Here is a 26,440-nt window from a genome sequence, read left to right on the forward strand (position 1 = left end):
AACTGCTTTTTTATTGTTTGTTTTTTAGTAAGGAAGTTTGTCAGCAAATCCAACAATTTCTTCTTTGATGTTTTGCAAATAATCAATATCATCAAAACCGTTGACCATATTGTCCTTTTTATAACCAGATATAGCGAAAGATTCTTTTTGACCAGTTGCTAATAAAGTAATGGTTTGTTCCGGAAGATTGATTTCCAATTCTGTTTTTGGATCAGCTTCAATAGCCTTGAAAATAGTTTCGGCAAATTCAGGACTCACTTGTACTGGTAAAACACCAATGTTTAAGCAATTTCCTTTGAAGATATCTGCAAAGAAACTAGAAACAACAGCACGAAATCCATAATCGTAAACTGCCCAAGCTGCGTGTTCTCTTGACGAACCCGAACCAAAGTTTTTTCCACCAACTAAAATTTTCCCGCTATACGTTGCATTATTTAGCACAAAATCTGCTTTTGGAGTGCCATCTCCATTGTATCTCCAGTCACGGAAAAGATTGTCGCCAAAACCAACACGTTCAGTTGCTTTTAAGAAACGCGCAGGGATTATTTGATCGGTATCTACATTTTCTATTGGTAGTGGCACTGCACTACTGGTCAGGATATTAAATTTATCGTATGCCATTGTGATTTATGATTTTTGATTAACGATTTATGATTTTTGATTTACCGTGAGGAAAATATAATCTTAAGCGCTAATATTATTTTGTGTAATGTAAATTGTCTATTCTAATATAATTGCTGTTAAAGAAATCTGTGATTTGTGGACTAGCGAAATCTGAATTTAGAAATCGTTAATCTTCAATCTGAAATCTTCTAAAATAAATCTCTTGGATCTGTCAATACTCCCGTTACTGCAGCAGCAGCGGCCATAATGGGACTTGCCAATAAAGTTCTTGAACCTGGTCCTTGACGACCTTCGAAGTTTCTGTTTGAGGTGCTTACCGCATATTTACCCGCAGGAACTTTATCATCGTTCATCGCTAAACAAGCCGAACAACCTGGTTGACGCAATACAAAACCAGCTTCGGTAAGAATATCCAAAAGCCCTTCTTCTTTGATTTGTGCTTCTACAACATGAGAACCTGGAACTAACCAAGCCGTAACATTATCTGCTTTTTGTCGCCCTTTTACAATTTCTGTAAAAGCTCTGAAATCTTCGATTCTACCATTGGTACAACTTCCCAAGAAAACAAAATCGATTGGTTTACCAATCATTACGTCATTTTCTTCAAAACCCATATAGGCTAACGATTTTTTGTATGTTTCCGCACCACCTTCTACTTGGTTAGCATTTGGGATATTTTTTGAGATACCTATTCCCATTCCAGGATTTGTACCATACGTAATCATTGGTTCGATATCTGCAGCGTCAATATTTAATTCTGCATCAAATATTGCATCAGGATCAGTTTTTAAAGTTTTCCAATATTCAACTGCTTTTGTCCAAGCTTCGCCTTTTGGAGCGTATAATCTTCCTTCTAAGAAATCGAATGTTTTTTGGTCAGGTGCAATCATACCACCACGAGCTCCCATTTCGATACTCAAGTTACAAACAGTCATACGACCTTCCATCGACATATCTTCAAAAACATTTCCAGCATATTCTGCAAAATATCCGGTACCTCCAGAAGTTGTCAATTGAGAAATAATATAAAGTGCAACGTCTTTTGGACCAACACCTTTACTCAATTTACCATTTACGTTGATGCGCATTTTCTTTGGTTTTGGTTGCATGATACATTGTGTAGCCATCACCATTTCAACCTCCGAAGTTCCGATACCAAAGGCAATGGCACCAAAAGCACCATGCGTAGAAGTGTGTGAGTCTCCACAAACAATAGTGGCACCTGGTAAAGTGATTCCATTTTCAGGACCTACTACGTGTACAATTCCATTTTTTTTATGACCTAATCCCCAGTGAGAAATACCATATTCTGCTGCGTTGTCTTCCAAAGCTTTTAGCTGGTTAGCAGATAATGCATCTTGAACCGGTAAATGTTGGTTTATGGTAGGTGTGTTGTGATCGGCAGTAGCAAAAGTGCGCTCTGGATATAATACTGAAATTCCTCGTTCTTTTAAACCTAAAAAAGCTACAGGACTAGTAACTTCATGGATGAAATGACGGTCAATAAAAAACACGTCCGGTCCATCTTCAATTTTTCGCACCACGTGCGAATCCCATACTTTGTCAAATAATGTAGTACTCATTTTAATATTTTTTAATGTATTTTTTTACAGCCAAATTGACTAAGATGATAACAATGAAAGCAAAACTAAAAAAAGAATCAAATCTATATTTTTGAATATTTGATTATATACGATACCCAAAAACGCTTTATGCAGATATCCGAAAATATTTTTGTAATTATTATATAGAAAGTCTTCTTTTGTTTCTGTTTTAATTCTCTTCTTTAGAAGCTTCAATTTTTAAAGGCAATTGTTTTTAATAATTTATCAAATTAATGCAATTGCGATACAATAACTGATTTTTAGCATCAAAAGCATGATTTTTTAATAAAATCAGTAATAATTAGCAGGTTTTGTGTTTGGTTATTAGATGGTGTTTTTTTTCTATTTTTTAAATTAAAGGCTTTTAAAAGTGGATATTTTTCTTTTTTTTTAAGATTTAATTTTACGACATCCAAAAGAAAATTATTGCCGTTGTTTTTTTTAATTACAAATAGATTTTAGGCTCAAATAAAAAAGTGATTAGCTGTGATTTCTAAAAATGGAGACGTTATGTACAATTAAGTGGCTATTGATTTATATAAAATAATCATGTTGTATTGTTGGCATTAAATAAATTTTGTTAATTTACTTAGAATTTATTCTGGTATTATACGGTTTTAGATTTTTTTAAAGAATTGTATTCTTAGAAATCTTATTTTAAAGTTTCTGTTACTAGAATATGTAAATCAAAAATATGAATTTAACAAAGTGGTACCAATTTATCAAACCCAATTTAAAATTTTATCAATCCGGTTTTTTTGAATTTCCTTTTTTGGCAAATACGCCAGAGTTGATGATAGAAGCAACTATAAAAACTCCAGGGAGCAAGCATCATGTAAAAGATCAGCTGGTGGTTAGGAATAATCCTTTTATAAAAGGGACTTTTCGTTATCGGAAAATTGATGAAGGTTGTTGGCTCACGATAACCAACATTGAGTTTAAACAAAACGCTTTGATAAAAACGGTTTATGATGAACTTATTCCGAGTGAACATTATACGCTTACTTTTACCATGTATGAAAGCAAAGTAAAACTGCAAAATAGGTTTATTGATGACATCCCTTTTCAAAATAAATTTTGGGGTTTTAAGAAACCAGGAACTGAAGTAGGTGCGCATTTTTACAAAGGTTCTAAATGTGAGTTTTACATCTATCATTTTCACCCAGAATGGATCAAAAAAAACATTCCTTTTGATAAATTAGAGGAGAACCTTCCTTTTAAAAAGTTTTTAGATTCAGATAAAGGATTCATATCCTACCAAGATATTGTGCCAAATGCCGAAGAGTTGTCTCATGAAATTGAACAAACTTTTATAAATTTTAATAAAGATATTTTTAGTGATACGCTTTTAAAATCTCAAACATTAAGTTTGGTTTCTACTTTTTTCAAGAATGCTTTCGCCGATTTGAGAAAGGAAGATTACAAAGTAAAAGATACTGTAGATTACAAAAAGATGTCGCAATGTGAGCGATTAATTTCAAGAGACTTAGCGTTACCCTTTTTAGGAATTGAAGCTATAGCTCAAAAGTTAAATGTATCTCCTTCAAAACTAAAAATGGATTTTAAGTTGGTGTATGGAACATCGATCCTGCAGTATAATATCGATAAAAAAATGCAATTTGCCATGCAATTACTTTTGAATACTAATATGCAGGTCAAACATATTGCGTTAGAAGTTGGGTATGATAATCACAGTAAATTTAGTGCTGCGTTTAAGAAAAGGTTCGGCGAACTTCCGTCAGAATCACGTCCAGAAAGTATGGTCAATTAAAATTACTTTTTTAGATTCAAAAATTATTGCCACCCATTAAAAGGATTCATGCAACGTATCATTTTGCATGAATCCTTTTTTTTGTTGTTTATTTTTACGTTGGGCATATCCTTTTGTATTCAAGGATTTGTGTGTTTTTTTTTCTCTTAAAAAAATATAAAAAATGTCCGAATGGGCTATCGATTTGTCCGAATGGGCTGCTCGAATGTTTTTGGAGTTAATATCTTTGTACGTTGAATGGTTTTTGCATGCACAATGAACTTAATTAAAATATTTATGAAAAAACAATTACTCTTTTTTATGGCACTTTTTTGGAGTGCATTTTCCTTTGGACAATCTTTTACCGCTGGTGGAATATTATACAAGATATTAACGCCAACAACTGTTGAGGTTGGTGATAATTCTTCTTATGGTTCTAATCCTTTTAATGGTCCTATTGCAAATATACCAAGTACGGTAACATATAATAATAATACGTATTCCGTAACTGCTATTGGAGATTTTGCTTTTGAGGATAGTCTTAATTTAACATCTGTAACTATTCCTAATTCGGTGACATTTATTGGATATTTTGCTTTTTTTAATAATTCTAATTTAACGTCTGTAACTATTGGTAATTCGGTGATTGCTATTGAATCTGATGCTTTTGGCTATTGTTTTAATTTAACAACAGTAAATTGTTATGTGTTAAACCCTATTGCTATAGATGCATATGCTTTTCAATTAGTAAATCTGTCAGTGTGCGCTTTAAATGTACCAATTGGTAGTGAAACAGCTTATGATGCAGCAGCAGTTTGGACAAATTTTAACCCAATAAATGGAAATTTAACTCCTGTAAATAGCGCTCCAACAGACATTTTACTTTCTGCATTAGCTATTAATGAAAACGTAGCTGCCAATTCAACTGTTGGAACTTTTAGTTCTATAGATGCAAATACAGCAAATACATTCACATATACTTTAGTTGCAGGAACAGGAAGTACCGACAATGCTTCTTTTAATATCAGCGGAAATAGTTTAAGAATTACAGCAAGTCCAGATTTTGAGACTAAAAGCTCGTATGCAATTAGAATTAGAACTACAGATCAAGGTGGTTTGTTTTTTGAAAAGCAGTTTACTGTTACTATTAATAATTTATGTGATGTATCTTTTACAGTGGCTCAAACCAATGTGTCTTGTAATGGAGGATCAAATGGGGCAATCAATTTAACTCCAACTGGAGGAACTGCTCCATACTTTATCGTCTGGTATGATGGAGCCACAGGTAAAGATAGAACAGGATTGGTAGCTGGAACCTATACATTTACAATCGATGATGCAAATTATTGTACACCACCAACACCAATAAGTATTACCATTACCCAACCAACAGTATTATCAGCAACAACAGCTCAAACCAATGTGTCTTGTATTGGTGGATCTAATGGTAGTGCAACAGTTACTCCATCAGGTGGCACAGCACCTTATACTTACAGTTGGACAGGTGGCGGCACAAGTGCAACTAAATCTGGATTAGCTGCAGGAACTTATACTTGTACAATCACTGATGCAAATTCGTGTACAACAACTCAAAGTGTTACCATTACACAACCAACAGCTTTAGTGGCAAATCTTACAACGCAAACCAATGTGTCTTGCAACGGTGGTTCTACTGGCAGTGCAACAGTTTCTGTATCAGGTGGCACAGGAACTTATACTTACAGCTGGACAGGTGGCGGCACAAGTGCAACTAAATCTGGATTAGCTGCAGGAACTTATACTTGTACAATCACTGATGCAAATTCGTGTACAACAACTCAAAGTGTTACCATTACACAACCAACAGCTTTAGTGGCAAATCTTATAACGCAAACCAATGTGTCTTGCAACGGTGGTTCTACTGGTAGTGCAACAGTTACTCCATCAGGTGGCACAGCACCTTATACTTACAGTTGGACAGGTGGCGGCACAAGTGCAACTAAATCTGGATTAGCTGCAGGAACTTATACTTGTACAATCACTGATGCAAATTCGTGTACAACAACTCAAAGTGTTACCATTACACAACCAACAGCTTTAGTGGCAAATCTTACAACGCAAACCAATGTGTCTTGCAACGGTGGTTCTACTGGCAGTGCAACAGTTTCTGTATCAGGTGGTACAGGAACTTATACTTACAGCTGGACAGGTGGCGGCACAAGTGCAACCAAATCTGGATTAGCTGCAGGAACTTATACTTGTACAATCACTGATGCAAATTCGTGTACAACAACTCAAAGTGTTACCATTACTCAACCAACAGCTTTAGTGGCAAATCTTACAACGCAAACCAATGTGTCTTGCAACGGTGGTTCGACTGGAAGTGCAACAGTTTCTGTATCAGGTGGCACAGGAACTTATACTTACAGCTGGACAGGTGGCGGCACAAGTGCAACTAAATCTGGATTAGCTGCAGGAACATATACTTGTACAATCACTGATGCAAATTCGTGTACAACAACTCAAAGTGTTACCATTACCCAGCCAAACGTTATGACTGTAGATGCTGGGCCAACAACTGTAAACTATTGTGCAAATGCTATTACGCCAATTACAGCTACAAATATATCAACGAATTTTCAAGGAGCTTATGCACCAGCTAACTGGGCTTTTGCTAACGCAAATGCCGATGGTAATGTAAACACAACTAATGCTCCGGCAAGTATATCTATTACTGGTGGAAATAATAATGGGGATAATCTTCTTGGTGGAAGCCCAGGGGATTCTAGTTATTCTATTACTTTTACTCCCAATACAACTGTTTCATTTAATTGGGCATATAGTGCAGGTGAAGGAGGTGCTTTTGATTATCCTCAAGTCATAGTAAATGGAGTTGCGACAATAATGCAAGGATATAATATTAATACTTCAGGCCCAGAAACTCAATCAGGTACTATGACAGTCAATGTAACAGCTGGTCAAACATTTGCATTTAATATGCATACAGTAGATAATAAGTTTGGAGCTGCAACTGTTACAATTAGTAATTTAGTAATTAGCAATTCAGATGGTAGTTATTCTTGGGTAGCTACCAATGGAGGTTCTATAACAGGAGCTACTAATACAGCAAATATGACACCTGCAACTTCAGGTACTTATACGGTTACGGCAACTAATGCTAATGGTTGTTCAGCTACAGATAGTGTTGCGGTAATTATTGCAACAGCAACTACATCACAAACAGATGTGTCTTGTAATGGAGGATCAAATGGGGCAATCAATTTAACCCCAACAGGAGGAACTGCTCCCTACACTTTCAACTGGGGTGGAGGAATCACAACTGAAGACAGAACAGGATTAGCCGCAGGAACATATACATGTACAATCACTGATGCTAGTTCGTGTATAACAACAACAAGTGTCACCATTACAGAACCAACAGCTTTAGTGGCAAATCTTACAACGCAAACCAATGTGTCTTGCAACGGTGGTTCTACTGGAAGTGCAACAGTATCTGTATCTGGTGGAACATCAGGTTATACTTATTCATGGTCTCCAAGTGGTGGAACAGTTGCAACGGCTTCTGGATTAGCCGCAGGAACATATACTTGTACAATCACTGATGCTAATTCTTGTACAACAACAGCAAGTGTTACCATTACACAACCAACGGTAATTGATTTCACAACAACAGTTTTGTCTGGTTATGATTATAATACTGGATATAGTCAAACTATAGTAGCTTCAGGAGGAACAGGATCTAAAACGTATGCAGTCACAGCGGGAAGTTTGCCTTCTGGTTTTTCGCTATCAACAGCTGGACAGATAACAGGTATTTCAACTCAAATTGCTGATAGTAATTTTACGGTTACCGCTACTGATGCTAATAGTTGTAGTGGTACCTATGATTATGTACTGAAATTAAATCAAATCCCAATTACCGTAACTGCAACACCTTCTCAAACTAAAGTATATGGGGAGAGTGATCCTGTTTTAACTTATACAGCGTCACCAAGTTTGCTTTCTGGAGATTCATTTACAGGATCTTTAACAAGAGTTAGTGGTAAAAATATTGGTAATTATGCTATTAATCAAGGTTCACTTTCTGCTGGGTCTAAATATTTAATTACTTACGCTGGTGCTAACTTTTCTATTACTGCAAAACCAATCACAGTAACAGCTGATGCTTCACAAACTAAAGTGTATGGAGCAACAGATCCTAGTTTAACGTATTCAGTTTCTCCAAGTTTGGTAGGAACAGATGCTTTCACAGGAACATTATCAAGAGTAGTAGGAGAGAACGCTGGTACGTATGCGATTGAACAAGGAACATTAAGTGCTGGATCTAATTATGCAGTTACTTATGTAGCTAAAGATTTTGCTATTACCGCAAAACCAATCACAGTAACAGCTGATGCTGGACAAACTAAAGTTTACGGAACAACAGATCCTAGTTTAACGTATTCAGTTTCGCCAAGTCTGGTAGGAACAGATGCTTTCACAGGAACTTTGGCAAGAGTTGCAGGTGAGAATGTGGGTACTTATACAATTGGACAAAATGACTTAAGTGCAGGTTCGAATTATACAATTACGTTTGTTTCGTCAGATTTTACAATTACTCCTAAAGCCATCAACATAACTGCAGCAGCAAAAACTAAAGTATATGGCACAACAGAGGTTCCTCTAAATTATGTTGTTACGCCTAGTTTACTTAGCGGAGACTCCTTTACTGGAGCTTTAAATAGAGCAACAGGTGAGAATGTTGGGACATATGCAATAGCGCAAAACACTTTAAGTGCTGGTGCTAATTATGTAATTAATTTTGTGTCTGCCAACTATAACATTACTAAAGCAAACCAAGAAATTACTTGGAATCAAACCTTAGTTTCAGACTGTGGTAGCTCAGCACCAATAGCGTTGACTGCGACTTCTACTAGTGGTTTAGGAATCAGTTTTTCAACTTCGAATAGTAATGTGGCAACAATTGTAAATAACGAATTGGTGTTTTTAAATCCTGGTTCAGCGACGCTTACAGCTTCTCAAGTAGGAGATAATAATTACAATGCAGCATTAAGTATTGTATTGCCTATTGTAAAAAGCCAGCCAAATTTGATTAAAAAACAATTTGAAGATGTTATCTTTTTTGACAATAGTTCAAATGAATTTGTGGCTTATACATGGTATAAAAACGGAGTAGTAGTTGCTGGTCAAACAGCGCAATACTTCAAAGAAACAGGCGCTTTAAATGGTTCTTACTATGCAGTTGCAACTAAAAGAGATGGAACACTAATAAGAACTTGTCCGTTAGTTTTAGCATCTAATGGAGTAGTAGAAACCATGAATATTGCTCCAAATCCAGTACGAAGTAACTCAAGCTACCAATTAATTACCAATATAGAAGCTGCTAAAATCCAAAATGCTCGCGTTACGGTATTCAACATACTTGGGTCATTAATAACAGACAAAGTTGTTAATGAAAGCACAATTGAGATGGTTGCACCAAGTGTAAACGGTATTTATATTGTGAAACTTACTTTATCTAATGGTAAGATGTTCACGAAAAATCTTTTGGTAAGAAATTAAATAATTTAAGGATATGAAATCCTCTTTTTTAAACAAAGAGAGGATGAATTATTCATATGAAAATAACATACATATGAAATTTAATAATAAACACATACTAGGAATTGTTGCCGTGCTGTTCTCTACAGCAGCAAGTGCCCAGTTTTACGTTGGCGTACAGTCAGGAATTGCTAATATTCAAAGCGATGTCAAAGGTGTTAGAGCAAGTCATGAAGTAGGAGGCGCTGTTAAAGCAGGATACATTTATAACATAACAAAACATATTGGTATTGGATCTGGTGTCGAATTTGCGCAATACAAACAAAAAGTATTTTTGACTCAAAGCGATGCAACGCAATCAAGTTTTGAAGTTGATGAGACTACATCTGCATTTATTTATAACGTAACAAGTGCTAATTATCGAGAGGAGCAAACATTGCAAGCTATTCAAATTCCGTTATTTGTGCAGTATAAAAGAAATATTAATGTAGGTGTTGATTTCAACTTTAGAGCTGGAGTTAAGTATTTTTCACCTGTAAATTATAAGGTCGAAGCTTCTGCAAATGCTGTTACTGGAGTTGGTTATTATCCAGATGTTAATTTAACTATTGATAATTTGCCAGAATATGGTTTTGGAACACAGTCAGCTTATTCTCAATCAGGAGAATACCAAACAAAAGGTATATTGATGAGTAGTTTTGAATTGGGTTTTACTTTTCAGATGGGAGAGAAGAACGCCTTATATGCTGCTATGTTTTTAGATAGTGGTTATGGTTCCATTTTAGATCAAAAACAAAATGAGTCTTACATTGGATATAGTCAAAAATCGATTACCGATAGAAAAGCAAATGGTTTGTATAGCACAGATAAAGAGGCAACAATCAAGCCTGTAGCGTTTGGATTAACATTAGGTTGGAATTTTAAATAAGTAGTTTGGTTTGAATAATTATTTAGGTCTTGAGAAATCAAGGCCTTTTTTTTGTTCATAACTTCCCTTTTCTTTAGATTAAAAAAAGCCTAAATTTGAAATTCATTTTTTGCGATTTTTTTAAATCACAAACACTTCAACTCCAGTTATGTACTTAATATTCGATACCGAAACTACAGGATTACCAAAGCGTTGGGGCGCTCCCATTTCAGATACGGATAACTGGCCGCGTTGTATTCAAATCGCTTGGCAGTTGCACGACGATATGGGAAAACTCGTAGAGCATCAAGATTATTTGGTCAAGCCCGAAGGTTTTAATATTCCTTATGACGCTGAACGAATTCACGGTATTTCTACAGAATTGGCTGAGGTCGATGGAATTTCGTTGGCGGAAGTTTTGGAAAAATTCAATATTGCTTTAGGCAAAGCTAAATTCATCGTTGGTCAGAATCTAGGTTTTGACATCAATATTATGGGTTGTGAGTTTTATAGAATGGGCGTTGAAAGCCAAATGAGTTCCATGCCCATTCTCGACACTTGTACCGAAGTAACCGCTTCCTTATTGAAATTACCGGGAGGTCGAGGAGGAAAATTCAAACTGCCTACTTTAACGGAACTGCACTCTTATCTTTTTAATAAACCTTTTGGCGAAGCGCACAACGCCACTGCCGATGTAGAGGCAACCACGCGTTGTTTTTTGGAGTTAATTCGTCGTGATGTTTTTACAAAAGAGGAACTCGATGTTCCAGCCAGTTATTTTCAAGATTTTCAAAGTAAGAATCCAAGCGAGATTAAACTCATTGGTTTAAAACATATAAATCTTAAGGAAGCTTCGGATAAAATTCGCCAGCAGTTTGGCGAAAAACAAGCTCCTGCGGTTTCTAGAGCAGAACTTTCTGAGAATAAAAAGGTACTTGTTGATACGCAGTTCGTTCATTTGCACAATCACACCCAGTTTTCAGTTTTGCAGTCTACAATTAGTATTGCGGCATTGGTAAAAGCGGCGGCACAACAAAAAATGCCTGCTGTTGCCATGACGGATCATGCGAATTTGATGGGTGCTTTTCATTTTGTCCGTGATATTTTATACCATAATAAGGCGGCTGAAGCCAAGAATAAAGCGGCAATAGAAAATGGTGAAGAACCTACCGAAGTTCCGATGAAACCAATCGTGGGTTGCGAATTTTTTGTTTGTGAAGATCATAAAAATAAGTCGGTTAAGGACAATGGTTACCAAATAGTGCTTTTGGCGAAGACCAAAAAAGGCTACCATAATTTGGCTAAAATGTCTTCCATCGCTTACACGGAAGGATTTTATTATGTGCCAAGAATCGACCGAAAAGTTATTCAGCAATTCAAAGAAGATATTATTGTTTTGTCGGGAAACTTGTATGGTGAAATCCCAAATAAGATTTTAAATATTGGTAAAAACCAAGCCGAAGAAGCGTTGATTTGGTGGAAAAACGAATTCAAGGAAGATTTTTACATTGAGGTGATGCGTCACAATCAAGAAGATGAAAATCGGGTGAATGCGTCTTTGATTTCATTGGCACGGAAACATGATGTCAAAATTATTGCTACAAACAATACCTTTTATATAGATAAGGAGAATTCGAATGCACACGATATTTTGCTTTGTGTGCGGGACGGTGAAAAACAAACTACGCCAATTGGTCGTGGTCGTGGCTATCGTTACGGATTGCCGAATCAGGAATACTATTTCAAGTCGGGAGACGAAATGAAACAGCTTTTCGCAAATTTGCCAGAAGCAATTTCGAATATTTCAGAGATTGTGGATAAAATCGAGATTTTCGATCTGGCGCGTGAAGTTTTGCTTCCAAAATTTGAAATCCCGGTTGAATTTAATAATCCAGAAGATGCAGTTGATGGTGGAGTTCGAGGTGAAAATGCGTATTTGAGGCATCTTACTTTTGAAGGAGCAAGAAGACGCTATCCCGTAATTACTGAAGAAATTCAGGAGCGATTGGATTTTGAATTATTGACCATTTCCAATTCGGGGTATCCGGGTTATTTCCTGATTGTACAGGATTTAATTGCTGAGGCGAGAAGCATGGGAGTTTCTGTAGGGCCGGGAAGGGGATCTGCGGCAGGATCGGTGGTGGCGTATTGTTTGAAAATTACCAACATCGACCCGTTAATGTATAACCTACTTTTTGAGCGTTTCCTGAATCCGGATCGTGTGTCACTACCCGATATTGATATCGATTTTGATGATGAAGGACGAAGCAGTGTAATGGATTATGTGATCCGAAAATACGGTTCGAAACAAGTGGCGCAAATTATCACCTATGGTAAAATGGCGACCAAATCAGCGATTCGAGATACCGCTCGTGTTTTGGATTTACCGTTATTCGAAGCTGATAAAATTGCAAAATTGATTCCGGGAATGATGCCTTCCAAATGGAATTTGGCTCGTTTTTTAAACGAAAAAGAAGATATCATTAAAAAAGCCGTTCGTCCGGAAGAATACGATAAAATAAAAGAATTAATAGGTCTTGCTAATGAAGATGATTTGGGCGGAGAAACCATTCAGCAAGCCAAAGTTTTAGAAGGAAACTTAAGAAATACGGGTATTCATGCCTGTGGAGTGATTATTACGCCAAGTGATATTACTGATTTTGTTCCTGTGGCTACCGCCAAAGATTCTGATTTGTATGTAACGCAGTTTGATAACTCGGTGGTTGAAAGTGCCGGATTGCTGAAGATGGACTTCTTGGGTTTGAAAACCCTGACTCTGATAAAAGATACCGTTAAATTAGTAAAATACAGAACCGGAATTGATCTTGATCCCGACACGTTTCCAATTGATGATTTGAAGACGTACGAACTTTTTCAACGGGGAGAAACAGTAGGGATTTTTCAATATGAGAGTCCTGGAATGCAGAAATACATGAAGGAATTAAAGCCAACAGTATTTCCCGATTTGATTGCGATGAATGCATTGTATCGTCCGGGGCCGATTGCTTACATTCCGAGTTTCGTTAAGCGAAAAAACGGTGAAGAGGAAATTATTTATGACCTTGATGCCTGTGAAGAATTATTAAAAGATACTTATGGAATTACCGTTTACCAAGAACAAGTAATGCTTTTATCCCAAAAACTGGCGGATTTCTCCAAAGGTGATGCCGATGTTTTGCGTAAAGCGATGGGAAAAAAACAAAAGGATGTTTTGGATAAAATGAAACCTAAATTTATCAGTCAGGCGGCCGCCAAAGGGCATCCCGAGGATAAGTTGGAGAAAATCTGGAAAGACTGGGAAGCCTTTGCGGAATACGCCTTTAATAAATCACACTCTACTTGTTATGCATGGATTGCATACCAAACAGCATTTTTAAAAGCCAATTATCCAGCCGAATATATGGCTGCGGTTCTTTCGAATAATATGAGTGATATTAAGCAGGTTTCGTTCTTTATGGAAGAGTGCAAACGCATGGGATTACAGGTTTTAGGACCTGATGTAAATGAGTCTTTTTATAAATTCACCGTTAACGATGATTATGCGGTGCGTTTTGGAATGGGAGCTGTAAAAGGTGTGGGTTCTGGAGCTGTGGCGACAATTGTGGAGAATAGAAAAGACGGAAGATATAAATCAATTTTTGATTTAACCAAGCGTATTGATTTGCGTGCGGCGAATAAAAAAGCATTAGAGAATCTGGTTTTGGCTGGAGGTTTCGATTCATTTTTAGGAACAACGAGAGCGCAGTATTTCCACGATGATGGTGATGGAATTACTTTTTATGAAAAAGCGATTCGGTATGGTGCAAAATTTCAGGAAAATGAGAATTCATCGCAAGTGAGTTTGTTTGGTGACAGCAGTGATGTTCAAATCGCAGAACCTATCGTGCCGCCTTGCGAGGATTGGAGCACGATGGAAAAATTAGCTAAAGAGAAGGAAGTCGTAGGGATTTATATTTCGGGACATCCTTTAGACGATTACAAATTTGAAATGAAATATTTTTGTAATGCCAAACTGGAAGCGTTGAAAAACATGGAATTGCATGTGAGTAAAAACCTTGCGTTTGGAGGAATAATCAATAACGTGCAGCATCGTGTGGCCAAAAATGGAAAAGGTTGGGGCATGTTTACATTAGAAGGATATGATGAAAGTTATGAGTTCCGAATTTTTGGGGAAGAGTATTTAAAGTTTCGTCATTTCTTTATTCAGAATAATTTCACTTTCATGAAAGTACTGGTAAAAGAGGGTTGGACGGACCGAGATACTGGTAAAAAAGGAGAGCCTAGACTACAATTTGTTGAGGTCAAACAATTGCAAGATGTATTAGAAACTTTCGCTAGAAAATTAATTGTGCTGCTAAATATTAAGGATTTAGAAACAGAATTTATCCATAAATTGAGTCACCTTTTTCAAGAAAACAAAGGCGATAACACTGTTTCTTTTGAGGTTATGGAATTGGAAAAAACAAAACGTCTCGTTGCTGTTGCTCCAGTTGAATTAGAAAATGAAGAAGTTGCTTTTGTTGATGAAAATGATAATTCTGAAATGGAAACTCTCGAAATTCCAGACACTAATGCTGTTGCAAAAGTGGAAGAAGTAGAAGAAGTTAAGGTGGTTACCAAACTAACGATGCCGAGCAGAAAATTGAAAATCAAAATTTCAAATGAATTGCTGGTAGAACTTGAGAAAATGCAAATTAACTTCAAGTTGAATTAAGGGTTTACGGATTGTAAATGATAATGGAGTAATCATAATTTTTTAACTTTTGATGAATTCATGCTGGTGTGAAATTGAATTGTATTCTTTATTCCTATTTTAAAATTCCGTAATCAACTGATTATTATGTATTAATCATATTTAATATATTATTCGTCGTGTTTGTTATTAAATTTTCATTGAAAATGGTTTATTTTCGCACAAATGATATTAAACGAAATTATGAAAAAGCAGTTATTTTTATTAGGATTTGCAATTTGTTCGATGACAATGGTAGGGCAAACAGAAAAAAAAGAAAGTTGGTACTTTAAAGTTGGTGGATCTTATTTTACTCAAATCGCTGCCACTGAGTTTCCTACTGTAGGAGGTAATGCAGCTTTAGATAAAGTATATGTAGGCGGGAAATTAGTTTCTGAAGAAAGTGTTACAGGTTCATTTGGGGAAGGTTTTAGAAGTGGAGCAACGGTTGGTTATAGATTTAATACGCGTTTGGGTGTTGAGATGGGGATAAATTATTATTCTAGTAACGATAAAACAATGGCTCAAACAACTACAGATGCAATTTTTATTTCTGGTGGTCGTCCTGTTTACAATTTTAAATCAGTGGGACAAATCAGTGCTTTTGATTTAGCGCCGGCTTTAGTTCTGTTTTTAGGAGAGCAAAATGGTTTTGAACCGTATACGAAAGTTGGGGTTCTTTTGCCAGTTCATGGGGATTTAGAAATTACTACAGATGCAATTGTACCAACTGGTGTTGCTAGTCCAGCAACCGTAGCCGTTCATAGTGTGGATAAAGTAAAGCCAAATCCTACTGTTGGTTTTATGGCTGCATTAGGAACTTCATATAAATTAGGGAAAAATATTTCGGCATTTGCAGAATTAGAATACCGTAATTTCACAGTTCATGGTAAATCCAAAGAAACTACTGAATTTACTATGAATGGTCAAAATGCTTTGGCGGGCAGAACTCAAGCTCAAATTCATTCGAATTATGTAGAACGTTTGGATGTGAGTTCAAATAATGCTGCAACAAATCCGAATGGATTGGATTCAACTAAACCAATGGATGAATTAAGTTCGTATGTGGGAATTAGTGGTCTTGGTTTAACTTTTGGATTGAAATATAGCTTATAATATAATTTTTTTATAAGTGAAGGGATGTTTGAGAAAGCATCCCTTTTTTTTGTTTAAAAAATAAATAGGTTTTGGGAACACGGGTTTTTAGCCCTGATGGTCGAATTGCTAACGCAATTACCTTTTTAGGCTTTTTTAAGCTGGAAAAGATACAGTGTACAGCTGGAAATAGCTCCTGAAAAGAAAATGTGAATTTTACAGCGAATAGGAATTGATAATGGATTAATAGTCAAAACTAATTTGGGAATAGTGTTTGATTTGTTTTTAATTTCTAAATTTGTAATCTAGTTTGAAAATATGAAATATTCGAACGATAAACTTTAAATAAAATATTATGGCATTAGCAATAACAGATGCTACTTTTGAGGAAGTAGTTTTGAAATCAGACAAACCGGTAATGGTAGATTTTTGGGCAGCATGGTGTGGACCTTGTAGAATGGTTGGGCCAATCATTGATGAATTGAGCAACGAATACGAAGGTAAAGTTGTTGTAGGTAAAGTTGATGTTGATGCGAACCAAGAATTTGCTGCAAAATACGGAGTTAGAAATATCCCAACAGTTTTGGTTTTTCATAATGGAGAAGTAGTAGGGAAACAAGTAGGAGTTGCTCCGAAGCAAACTTATGCTGATAGTTTAGACGCTTTGTTGTAATCGGTAGATTATGATTTATATAGAATCTGTAAGGATTCAAAGAGAAGGTTTGGCGAAAGTCAAGCCTTTTTTTTTGGTCTAAGCTGAATTGATTTCAGCTTCTTGATTAAGTTTTGTTTCGTTACTCTTTTAATTTTTAAATCGTTCAATCTTTTAATATATTTGGTAGATGAAGATTGAATCGCAAATACAGAAAATTTCTAGTTTTCAGCACTTGGAATTGCTGGCCAATCAGGTTGTAGAAGGTTTTATTTCCGGAATGCACAAAAGTCCGTTTCATGGATTTTCAGCTGAATTTGCTGAGCATAAAGTGTATAATGTTGGCGAAAGCACTAAGCACATTGATTGGAAGTTGTTTGCCAAAACGGATCGTTTGTTTACCAAGCGCTTTGAGGAAGAGACGAATTTGCGGTGTCATATTATTATCGATAATTCCTCATCGATGCATTATCCAAAACTAAAAGACAATCAGAACTTTTTTGAGAATAAGATTGGGTTTTCGGTATTGGCTTCGGCAGTTTTAATGAATCTGTTGAAGAAACAACGCGATGCTGTTGGTCTAAGTGTATTTTCGGATACATATGAGTACTACGCGCCTGAAAAAGGCAGTGATCGCCATCATCGGATGATTTTGAACACACTCGAAGGCTTGCTTGTGAAACCTCCTGTTAAAAAAAAGACAGACATAGTTACATTTTTGCATCAAATAGCCGAGAAAATCCACCGTCGTTCGATGATTATTTTATTTACGGATATGTTTCAGTCTGGTCCAGAATCATCAGGAGAAGAAGCGCTGTTTAATGCGCTACAACATTTGAAACATAATAAGCATAAAGTAGTGCTTTTTCACGTTGTCGATAAAAAAACAGAGCTAAATTTTGATTTTGACAACGCTCCAAGGAAGTTTATTGATGTGGAAACGGGAGAAGAAGTAGCTGTCTTTGCAGATAATGTGAAGGAAGAATATGAAAAAGAGATGGAAAGTTACTTCAAGAAGTTAGCTTTAACCTGCGCACAAAACCGAATAAAGTACATTCCGGTAAGTGTAGATGAAAGTTTCGAAAAAATTTTAATGACATACTTGGTTGAAAAACAAAACTTTGGATAATAAGGCGAAAATTTATCAATTATTTTTTCAAAAAACGCTTGCGTAAACGGAAATCTATTGTATCTTTGCCACCGCAATAACGCAGAGGTTTGGTAGTTCAGTTGGTTAGAATACATGCCTGTCACGCATGGGGTCGCGGGTTCGAGTCCCGTCCAGACCGCAATATTGGGGAAAGCCTTTCGTAACAGAAAGGCTTTTTTGCCCCATAAGGTTTTTAACGTTAGTTGTGTTGTTTGCTACGAATTTGTAACTCGTAGCGGGTTTAGTAGTTAGACCAATGAAAAGCTTTCCACTTTTGTGGATAGCTTTTTTGATTTAAAAAGAAGGTAGGGTTTTAGATCGTCAGATTTAAAAGGTGCAAGATTTTAGTTGGTTTAAATAGCAATTAGGTTTAGCGATCAACTAATTTTACAATTAAAATACTGGTTTGGTAGTTCAGTTGGTTAGAATACATGCCTGTCATCTCGTCTTTTGGGACGAGACGGGTTCGATTCCAGAACTGGGTTTAAGGATTAGAATGTTATAGATTAAAATACTGGTTTGGTAGTTCAGTTGGTTAGAATACATGCCTGTCACGCATGGGGTCGCGGGTTCGAGTCCCGTCCAGACCGCCAGTAATAAAAAAGCTTTTCCTAACAGAAAAGCTTTTTTTGTTTTTTTAAAATTCAAAAAATAATCGATATGTATTTTGTTTACATCATAAAAAATCATCAAGGATTATTTTACAAAGGATTTACTCAAAATCTTGATAAACGTATTTTTGAACACAATAATGATTTAAGTCGATACACGTCTGGAAAAAGTCCATGGATTTTGGTGTATTTCAAAAAGTTTGAAACAAAAACAGAAGCATTAAAAGAAGAATTACGATTAAAAAAGCTCAATGTTGCTTCGATAGAGAGATTATTAAGCAGTTTTCAAGTTGAATAGAACAGATGCCCTGTCATCTCGTCTTTTGGGACGAGACAGGTTCGAGTCCTCTCGTTCCAAAAACGAGACAAGTAATAAAAAAGCTTTTCTGTTAAGAAAAGCTTTTTTTGTTTAAGTATGTTTATGAATTAAAACAACTCGGATTTATATTGCCATACAATCCACATAAACAATCCCAAATACATGACGCAAATCACAAACTTCATGAAACTAGAAACCAGAAACCCCACAACGGAACCTGCAGCCGCCTTCAAAGCCCTATTGTGGTCTTTAAAGTCATAGATAAGCTCACCTATTAGCGCGCCAACAAACGGTCCTATGAGGAAGCCAAATGATATTGGAGCAAGAATCCCGACAACTAAGCCGATATTTGTTCCCCAAATCCCGTACGAGCTACCGCCAAATCTCTTGGTTCCCTTGGCTGGAATCACGTAATCTAAAACGGAAATAACAATTGTAGTCAATAAAGCAATTCCTAAAATCCAATAGTTAGCCGGAACCGCCTTCGTGAAATAGAGTAATGCTAATCCAACCCAACTCACACTTGGCCCTGGTACAACAGGTAAAAAACTGCCAAATAAACCCGTAATAATGCATGCGAAACCAAGAATTAAAAGTAAGATATCCATAAATTTATTTTTAGTAATTTTGAAAACACAAAAGCAACATGTTTTTAGCTAATGAACAGAATTAAATTAAAACAATTATTATCAGCAACGCTCTTATTTACTCTTTCTTTTTGGTCGGTAAATGCTCAAGAGATAACAGTAAGCGGAAATGATATGCTTTTGAAAGAGACCATCTATAACGAAAACAGAATAAAAGTATTGAATTTTTCTTTGAAAGACTTTGATGCGCTTTTTTTTGAGTTTTTTGAAAAAAAATCGAATCCAAATATTGTACTTACAAAAGAGGAATTTTATACATACACAATTCAAATTGCTGTTTTCTCAGATCGATTGGCAGCTTTGTATCCGGATCAAAAAGAAATTGCTGCCGAAAGTAAAAAGAAATGGTTTGCTGAAAACTACAAAGATTATTTAGTTTTGAAAGCATCTCAAAAAAAATAATTGTATTTTTATAAATTATTAGACCAATTCAAAAATAAAGCCTTGAAGCAATATTACCTCTTTTTAGTATTTCTATTTTTTAGTTCCTGTCAATACTTTGACAAGCAGATTCCTTCGGAGAAAGAATTGTTGCAAAAGGAATTGAAATCCATTAACTGGAAAGAAGTCGATGAATACCCATCGGTAGTAGATTGTGAAAAGATTGATAATAAAGCCCAACGTCAACAATGTTTTTTCGAAGTTTTAACGCAACTGATTCAAGAGAAATTGAGTGTTGATACACTTTCGGTTCTCTATCCGGAACTGGATACGATCGAAGTTAAGGTGACTGTCTTCCCTAATGCAACGATGCAATTTGAGCCTCAATTTTCTAAAGATTCAGTTGCCTATGACAAAATCAAAATTGACAGTATTCTTAAAGCCCGTTTGGTTGATTTTCCAAAAATTAATCCAGCCATCAAACGCGGAATTCTAGTAAAAACACAATTTATTCTTCCGGTTATTCTAAAAGTAGAGTAAGTAATGCCATTTACATTTTCACATCCAGCCATACTTTTGCCATTTTTAAAAAATAAAAAATTGTCAGCTACGGCTTTGATTGTTGGCTCCATGTCTCCTGATTTTGAATATTTTTTCCGAATGAAAATGCAAAGCGAAATTAGTCATACGCTTTTGGGGATATTTCTAATTGATTTTCCCTTGGGTATTATAGTTATGTTTGCCTTTCATGAAATTATAAAACGTCCTCTCATAGAAAATTCGCCACCTTTTCTTCAAAATAAGCTACAGGAATTAATGGAGTTCAATTGGGTATCTTATTTTAAAAGTGCTGTATTCACTGTTCTGATATCCTTTTTTTTAGGAGCTGTTTCACATATAGTATGGGATTCAATGACGCATTGGGATGGTTATATAGTACAACAAATTCCATTTTTTAATCTAGAATTTTTTTCAATACCGTTTTATAAAATTGCACAGCATGTAAGTTCAATAATTGGCTTGTTGTGGATTTTATTTTATATTTCTAAACTACCAGAAAAAAATGAAATTACCAAAATAATTAATTTTAATTATTGGTCTTTGTCCATTGTTTTTGCAGCAATTTTTATTGCTATCCGATTTTATTTTGGAACAGAGTTGGAGAAAATAGGAAATACTATTGTGAGTATTATTTCTCCCACGATACTAGCAATTACTCTGACGGGATTGATTTTTAGAAATAAAAAAACTATTTAGTAAAGCTTCTCCCTTTCCATTCGTATTTTCCAAACAATGAATACAAAGCCACAGTTACGCTAAAAAAAGGATAAAACAAACTACTTAAAAGCAAATACTTTACTTTGGCCTTGGTTAAAAATTGATTGGTTTTATAAATCAAAATGGTATCAACCGTGAACTTGAAGGTACATACTAAAAAGACATTTTGAAAAGCAGTTAAGCCTAAAAACCAAGAACCAAGAATTAAGAGCCAACTCAGATTCCCAGCAAAAACTAACAATCCCAATCCTTTTCCGAAACTACTTTGATACGAACTCGTTTTTGAGGCCCAGCGAACGCGTTGGTAAAATAATGATCTCCAATCGTTCATTGGTTTGGTCGTGACAATATTATTCTTAGATTTTAGATAATGCACTTTTTCAGGGGATTTTACAATCGCTTTTTGCAACAAGAAAACATCATCCCCACTGGCAATTCCATCGTTTCCTTCGAAACCATTCAGCTCCTGAAAAAAGGATTTGGTATATGCAAAGTTAGCACCATTGCACATAAATCCTTTGTTAATACCAAAACTCCCAATGGTTGCACCCTGCAAACTAGCCAAATCCAACTGCTGGAAATGATGCAGAAATGAATTGCCGCAATCATACGTTACCGCTCCTGCAATCATTGAAACTTTGTGAAGCTGAATGTAATTGTCTAAGGTCAATAACCAGTTTGTATTGATTACACAATCGGCATCGGTGGTGATAATCCAATCCGTGGTTACAATTTGCATCGCAGTTATTATTGCATTTTTTTTGGGTGAATTAGTAACCCGAATGTTATTTATGACTGAAACTTTAAACTTTAAATTTGGAATTTTAAATGATTCCTCAGATTCATCATCGACTAAAATCAATTCAAACAATTCCATCGGATAATTCAGCTTGGACAAACTCTCTAATAGAATCGGTAAATTTTCGGCTTCGTTCCGGAAAGGTACAATAATGGAGAATTTTGTTTTTGGCTTTAAGCCAGAATATTCAATTGAATTTACTTTGGTGAAACCATAAATCAATGCAATTATCGCTAAGCAATAGAGGAGGATTATGAGGCTTAAAACAATTGTAATCATCATCTTTTATTGCGTTTTATTTCCTTCTGCTTTGGAGAGAATTTTAAAATTCAACACATAATAAGTGCCAATTATTACAGGTAAAACAACATTCAAAAACCACATTAAAGTCGAAATGAAAATCACAATCCATTCATTAACGCCAAGAATCCCAAAGAAATAGACGGCGACACTTCCTTTTACGGCAAAGTCCAAAAATTGAAAAGTAGGCAAGGAAGAAGCCAAGAAATAAACGGATGATATGGTGGCAATCAAGGTGAAATAGGGTAAATCAACATCAAAAGCCAGAAATAAAAAGAAGTATTGGTGCGAGAATACCAGATAGCGGCAAATGCCTAAAAAGATATTTTTTTGATGGATGGATTTTGGAATTTCATTAATCTTATAAATCAGTTTTTCGATGGAATAGCCTTTGATGGTAATTTTTTTGACTGAAAATAAAATAATGAAAAGTAGTAGGAGCATGCCAAAAAGCAGCGCTACCGTTTTTGTGGTAATCACATTGTACTGCGCATTGAAATACAACAACCCAAAAATTCCAAAAATAACAGTCAATATCATTTGGATTCCGTTGCAAATCAAGTTCAGGAAAATCACTTTTTTAGTGTTTGATTTATCAAAAAATAATGCTTTTCCAGCATATTCGCCAACTCCATTCGGCGTGAAAAGTCCCGCGGTTAATGCGCCAAGAACTTGTTTAGTTGCTTCTCCTAAAGAGATTTTATGGATAAATTCGACTAAATTCTGCCATTTCAATATTTCAAAAAACCGATTCAAAACACTTAAAAACAAAATAAACGCAATTCCGCCAATGGATTGATTTTTTTGGAATAAAACAATGAATTTCTGCCAATCCAGTTTGTCGTTATGGGCTAATTGATTGTAAATAAAATAAAACGCACCGCCCACAATCAAAACTTTGATTAGAAGTACGAGGAATTGCTTAGTTTTGTGTGGAATTGAAATCATTGTTACAAAGAAACGAAAACTTTGAACTTCGAACTTTAAACTTTAAACAAATCTTTTGTCAAACGAACGCATCATATTAGGAATTGACCCAGGAACGACGATTATGGGTTTTGGATTGATAAAAATTGTCAATAAAAAAATGGAGTTTTTGCAACTGAATGAACTGCAATTGTCAAAATACGACAATCATTATCAAAAACTGAAAATCATTTTTGAACGCACAATTGAGTTAATTGATACGCACAATCCTGATGAAATTGCAATCGAAGCACCTTTCTTTGGTAAAAACGTGCAATCAATGCTGAAGTTGGGACGCGCGCAAGGTGTAGCAATGGCGGCAGGACTTTCTAGAGACATTCCGATTACGGAATATGAACCCAAGAAAATAAAAATGGCGATTACCGGTAACGGAAACGCCAGTAAAGAGCAAGTTGCTAAAATGCTTCAGCAACTTTTAGGACTTAAAGAATTGCCTAAAAACCTAGATTCAACTGATGGATTGGCAGCCGCAGTTTGTCATTTTTTCAATTCTGGGAAAGTGGTTGGTGCCAAAAGTTATACCGGTTGGGATGCTTTTGTAAAACAAAATGAAGAACGAATTAAAAAATAGTAGTCGGTTTTCAGTTTGCAGAACTGACTACTAAAACTGACCACTGACCACTAATAAATGAGCGGAATCTACATCCATATCCCTTTTTGCAAGCAGGCGTGTCATTATTGCGATTTCCATTTTTCAACTTCGATGAAGAAGAAAGAAGAGATGGTTTTGGCTATTGCCAAAGAAATTCAAATGCGCAAAAGCGAGTTTGAAAAGGAACAAGTTGAAACTATTTATTTTGGTGGAGGAACGCCAAGTGTTTTATCTTCTGAAGAAATTAATTTTCTGATAGCAGAAGTTTATAAAAATTATTCTGTTTCAGAAAATCCTGAAATTACATTGGAAGCTAATCCGGATGATTTATCAAGCGAACGAATAGTTAAATTGTCTAAAAGTAAAATCAACCGATTAAGTATCGGGATTCAATCTTTTTTTGAAGATGATTTGCAATTGATGAATAGAGCTCATAATTCGGCGGAAGCCAAAAAATGTTTGGAAGAAGCCACCAAGTATTTCGACAATATTTCCCTTGATTTGATATACGGAATTCCCAGAATGAGTAACGAAAAATGGAAACAAAATATTGAAACAGCACTGTCTTTTGGGATTCCGCATATTTCTAGTTATGCTTTAACAGTAGAACCAAAAACCGCTTTGAATAAACTGATACAAACGGGGAAAATTGCAGCTCCTAAAGATGAAGTCGCACAAGAGCATTTTGCTATTTTGGTAGAAACGCTTGAAGCCAATAATTTTATTCATTACGAATTATCGAATTTTGGCAAAGAAAACTATTTTTCTAAGAACAATTCGGCGTATTGGTTAGGGAAAAAATACATTGGTATTGGTCCTTCTGCGCACAGTTATGATGGCATTTCGAGGAGTTGGAATGTGTCGAATAATTCGCTGTATATAAAATCCATTCAGGAGGATAAATTGCCCAATGAAATAGAAATCCTTTCGACAGCGGACCGTTACAACGAATATGTTATGACCGGTTTGCGAACGATTTGGGGCGTTTCTTTGGATAGAATTAAAACCGAATTTGGAAGTGAATATTTGGAATATTTGAACAAACAATCTCAAAAATTCCTTGATGATGATTTAGTTTTTATCGAAAATAATATCTTGAAACCAACACCAAAAGGAAAGTTTTTGACGGATGGAATTGCATCAGACTTATTTTACTTAAATTTGGAAGAGTAACGTAACCGCAAAAGTCGCAAAGTTTTACGCAAAGTTGAAAAGAATTTTGTGTCGTAGCGTCTGAGTAGCATAAAAAAACAACTTGTGTTAGCAACAGTTCAACATAACAATCAAACAATTAAAGTCGACCTATCAAAACCCATTGATATTTCGATTCCATTGACGAATACTGATGAGAATCCAATTGCTTGGTATATCGACAAGCCAGTAATAGAACCCGTAGTTTTAGGGGATTGGGTAGGCAAAGTTTCGGAAGGGAAATCCTCGACAAACTTTAATAATATTTTCTTCAATCCACATGGACACGGAACGCACACAGAATGTCTGGGTCATATTACACGGGAATTTTACAGTATTAATCAATCGTTAAAACAGTTTTTCTTTTTGGCTGAATTGATTTCGGTTGTGCCGGAATTGCAAGGGGAAGACTTGGTTATTACACTGGATAACATCTTGAATGCGCTCGATGTGACATTAAAGTTAGGCGTTCCAAAAGAAGCTCTAATCATTAGAACGCTTCCTAATTTTAAAATAAAAAAATCATTAAAATATTCAAATACCAATCCGCCATATCTTTCTGAAGAGGCTGCGCGTTTCATTCGCGAAAGCGGTACTAAGCATTTATTGATTGATTTGCCAAGTGTCGATAAAGAAAAAGATGATGGAAAATTATTGGCACACAAAGCCTTTTGGAATGTTACCGATGTAAATAATTTGAATGATGATGCGCGATTAGACTGCACGATTACCGAGATGATTTTTGTTTCAGATGAAGTGAAAGACGGCACTTATTTGTTGAATTTGCAAATCGCCTCTTTTGAGAATGATGCGAGTCCGAGCAAGCCTGTTTTGTATGCTATTGTAAATGAGGAATCAAAATAATTTTACAAAATGAATTTAGAAACGTACTACGAATATTGTCTTTCCAAAAAAGGAGTTACAGCGCATTTTCCTTTTGATGAAGATACTTTAGTTTTTAAAGTGGGCGGAAAAATGTTTGCATTATCGTCTTTAAGTCAGTGGGAGAAAGGTCAACCATCAGTCAATTTAAAATGTGATCCAGAGCGCGCTGAGGAATTACGAGCGGGATATGATGACATTCAACCCGGTTTTCACATGAGTAAAACCCATTGGAATACAATTGCTGTAAATAAATTGGTTTCAGATAATTTAATTAGAGAGCTGATTGATCATTCTTATGAGTTGGTTTTCAAAACTTTAACAAAGAAGATGCAATCAGAACTTTATAGCGCTTGAAAACCATTCGTCGATTGAAATCAGTTGTTCGACTATAGTAA

Annotated in this window: 20 protein-coding genes and 2 tRNA genes; 17 read left to right on the plus strand and 5 right to left on the minus strand. The window is 35.6% G+C overall.

The window, feature by feature from the left end; genetic code table 11:
• Positions 1-24: 24 nt before the first annotated feature.
• Both leuD and leuC read right to left on the minus strand, forming a co-directional pair.
• The gene (gene leuD, locus AC0J6S_RS05960) at positions 25-621 is read right to left on the minus strand and encodes a 3-isopropylmalate dehydratase small subunit (protein WP_474955874.1); all 597 of its coding nucleotides are present in this window, start codon (positions 619-621) and stop codon (positions 25-27) included.
• Positions 622-812: 191 nt separating this feature from the next.
• A complete protein-coding gene (leuC, locus tag AC0J6S_RS05965) occupies positions 813-2,207 on the minus strand; it encodes a 3-isopropylmalate dehydratase large subunit (protein WP_474955875.1) in 1,395 nt (464 codons plus the stop codon).
• A gap of 715 nt (positions 2,208-2,922) precedes the next feature.
• Here leuC and AC0J6S_RS05970 point away from each other — a divergent pair.
• The 10 genes from AC0J6S_RS05970 (at position 2,923) to AC0J6S_RS06015 (ending at position 18,964) form a co-directional block, all read left to right on the plus strand.
• Positions 2,923-3,999 (plus strand): AraC family transcriptional regulator, encoded by a 1,077-nt coding sequence (locus tag AC0J6S_RS05970; RefSeq protein ID WP_474955876.1) that lies wholly within the window; start codon positions 2,923-2,925, stop codon positions 3,997-3,999.
• Positions 4,000-4,275: 276 nt separating this feature from the next.
• The gene (locus tag AC0J6S_RS05975; protein ID WP_474955877.1) at positions 4,276-9,540 is read left to right on the plus strand and encodes an MBG domain-containing protein; all 5,265 of its coding nucleotides are present in this window, start codon (positions 4,276-4,278) and stop codon (positions 9,538-9,540) included.
• A gap of 73 nt (positions 9,541-9,613) precedes the next feature.
• Positions 9,614-10,447 carry a hypothetical protein gene (locus AC0J6S_RS05980; protein WP_474955878.1) on the plus strand — a complete coding sequence of 278 codons (834 nt, stop codon included), beginning with the start codon at positions 9,614-9,616 and terminating at the stop codon, positions 10,445-10,447.
• Positions 10,448-10,595: 148 nt separating this feature from the next.
• Positions 10,596-15,140 carry a DNA polymerase III subunit alpha gene (dnaE, locus tag AC0J6S_RS05985; RefSeq protein WP_474955879.1) on the plus strand — a complete coding sequence of 1,515 codons (4,545 nt, stop codon included), beginning with the start codon at positions 10,596-10,598 and terminating at the stop codon, positions 15,138-15,140.
• A 222-nt stretch (positions 15,141-15,362) separates the two neighbouring features.
• Positions 15,363-16,274 carry an outer membrane beta-barrel protein gene (locus AC0J6S_RS05990; protein WP_474955880.1) on the plus strand — a complete coding sequence of 304 codons (912 nt, stop codon included), beginning with the start codon at positions 15,363-15,365 and terminating at the stop codon, positions 16,272-16,274.
• Positions 16,275-16,608: 334 nt separating this feature from the next.
• Positions 16,609-16,926 carry a thioredoxin gene (trxA, locus tag AC0J6S_RS05995; RefSeq protein WP_024980008.1) on the plus strand — a complete coding sequence of 106 codons (318 nt, stop codon included), beginning with the start codon at positions 16,609-16,611 and terminating at the stop codon, positions 16,924-16,926.
• Between the two features lie 169 nt (positions 16,927-17,095).
• On the plus strand, positions 17,096-18,034 hold the full coding sequence (locus tag AC0J6S_RS06000) for a DUF58 domain-containing protein (protein ID WP_474955881.1): 939 nt from the start codon (positions 17,096-17,098) through the stop codon (positions 18,032-18,034).
• A gap of 86 nt (positions 18,035-18,120) precedes the next feature.
• Positions 18,121-18,194: transfer RNA gene (locus AC0J6S_RS06005), tRNA-Asp, on the plus strand.
• A 377-nt stretch (positions 18,195-18,571) separates the two neighbouring features.
• Positions 18,572-18,648: transfer RNA gene (locus tag AC0J6S_RS06010), tRNA-Asp, on the plus strand.
• A gap of 67 nt (positions 18,649-18,715) precedes the next feature.
• A complete protein-coding gene (locus AC0J6S_RS06015; protein WP_474955882.1) occupies positions 18,716-18,964 on the plus strand; it encodes a GIY-YIG nuclease family protein in 249 nt (82 codons plus the stop codon).
• 128 nt (positions 18,965-19,092) lie between these two features.
• Here the strand turns inward: AC0J6S_RS06015 and AC0J6S_RS06020 are convergent, their stop codons facing one another.
• The gene (locus tag AC0J6S_RS06020) at positions 19,093-19,593 is read right to left on the minus strand and encodes a DUF456 domain-containing protein (RefSeq protein ID WP_474955883.1); all 501 of its coding nucleotides are present in this window, start codon (positions 19,591-19,593) and stop codon (positions 19,093-19,095) included.
• 51 nt (positions 19,594-19,644) lie between these two features.
• On the opposite strand from AC0J6S_RS06020, the gene AC0J6S_RS06025 reads away from it, so the two are divergent.
• From AC0J6S_RS06025 to AC0J6S_RS06035, 3 genes are read left to right on the plus strand one after another with little or no spacing between them, the layout of a single operon-like run.
• Positions 19,645-20,034, plus strand: a complete 390-nt coding sequence (locus tag AC0J6S_RS06025; protein WP_474955884.1) for a hypothetical protein — start codon at positions 19,645-19,647, stop codon at positions 20,032-20,034.
• A 42-nt stretch (positions 20,035-20,076) separates the two neighbouring features.
• Positions 20,077-20,553: a hypothetical protein gene (locus AC0J6S_RS06030; protein WP_474955885.1), complete on the plus strand. Its 477-nt coding sequence runs from the start codon at positions 20,077-20,079 to the stop codon at positions 20,551-20,553.
• 3 nt (positions 20,554-20,556) lie between these two features.
• Complete coding sequence (locus AC0J6S_RS06035) at positions 20,557-21,270, plus strand: DUF4184 family protein (protein WP_474955886.1); 714 nt, start codon at positions 20,557-20,559, stop codon at positions 21,268-21,270.
• Here the strand turns inward: AC0J6S_RS06035 and AC0J6S_RS06040 are convergent.
• The gene (locus tag AC0J6S_RS06040) at positions 21,263-22,369 is read right to left on the minus strand and encodes a glycosyltransferase family 2 protein (protein ID WP_474956336.1); all 1,107 of its coding nucleotides are present in this window, start codon (positions 22,367-22,369) and stop codon (positions 21,263-21,265) included. The genes AC0J6S_RS06035 and AC0J6S_RS06040 overlap by 8 nt on opposite strands.
• 6 nt (positions 22,370-22,375) lie before the next feature.
• Positions 22,376-23,338: a hypothetical protein gene (locus AC0J6S_RS06045; RefSeq protein WP_474955887.1), complete on the minus strand. Its 963-nt coding sequence runs from the start codon at positions 23,336-23,338 to the stop codon at positions 22,376-22,378.
• 55 nt (positions 23,339-23,393) lie between these two features.
• On the opposite strand from AC0J6S_RS06045, the gene ruvC reads away from it, so the two are divergent.
• The 4 genes from ruvC (at position 23,394) to AC0J6S_RS06065 (ending at position 26,399) form a co-directional block, all read left to right on the plus strand.
• Positions 23,394-23,948, plus strand: a complete 555-nt coding sequence (gene ruvC, locus AC0J6S_RS06050; protein ID WP_417994087.1) for a crossover junction endodeoxyribonuclease RuvC — start codon at positions 23,394-23,396, stop codon at positions 23,946-23,948.
• 57 nt (positions 23,949-24,005) lie between these two features.
• Positions 24,006-25,142, plus strand: a complete 1,137-nt coding sequence (gene hemW / locus AC0J6S_RS06055) for a radical SAM family heme chaperone HemW (RefSeq protein WP_474955888.1) — start codon at positions 24,006-24,008, stop codon at positions 25,140-25,142.
• An 84-nt stretch (positions 25,143-25,226) separates the two neighbouring features.
• Positions 25,227-26,024, plus strand: coding sequence for a cyclase family protein (locus AC0J6S_RS06060; RefSeq protein ID WP_474955889.1), 798 nt, complete (start codon positions 25,227-25,229; stop codon positions 26,022-26,024).
• Between the two features lie 9 nt (positions 26,025-26,033).
• The gene (locus AC0J6S_RS06065) at positions 26,034-26,399 is read left to right on the plus strand and encodes an MmcQ/YjbR family DNA-binding protein (RefSeq protein ID WP_474955890.1); all 366 of its coding nucleotides are present in this window, start codon (positions 26,034-26,036) and stop codon (positions 26,397-26,399) included.
• Positions 26,400-26,440 lie beyond the last annotated feature (41 nt).

This window comes from Flavobacterium sp. TS_SC_5, assembly GCF_056156265.1.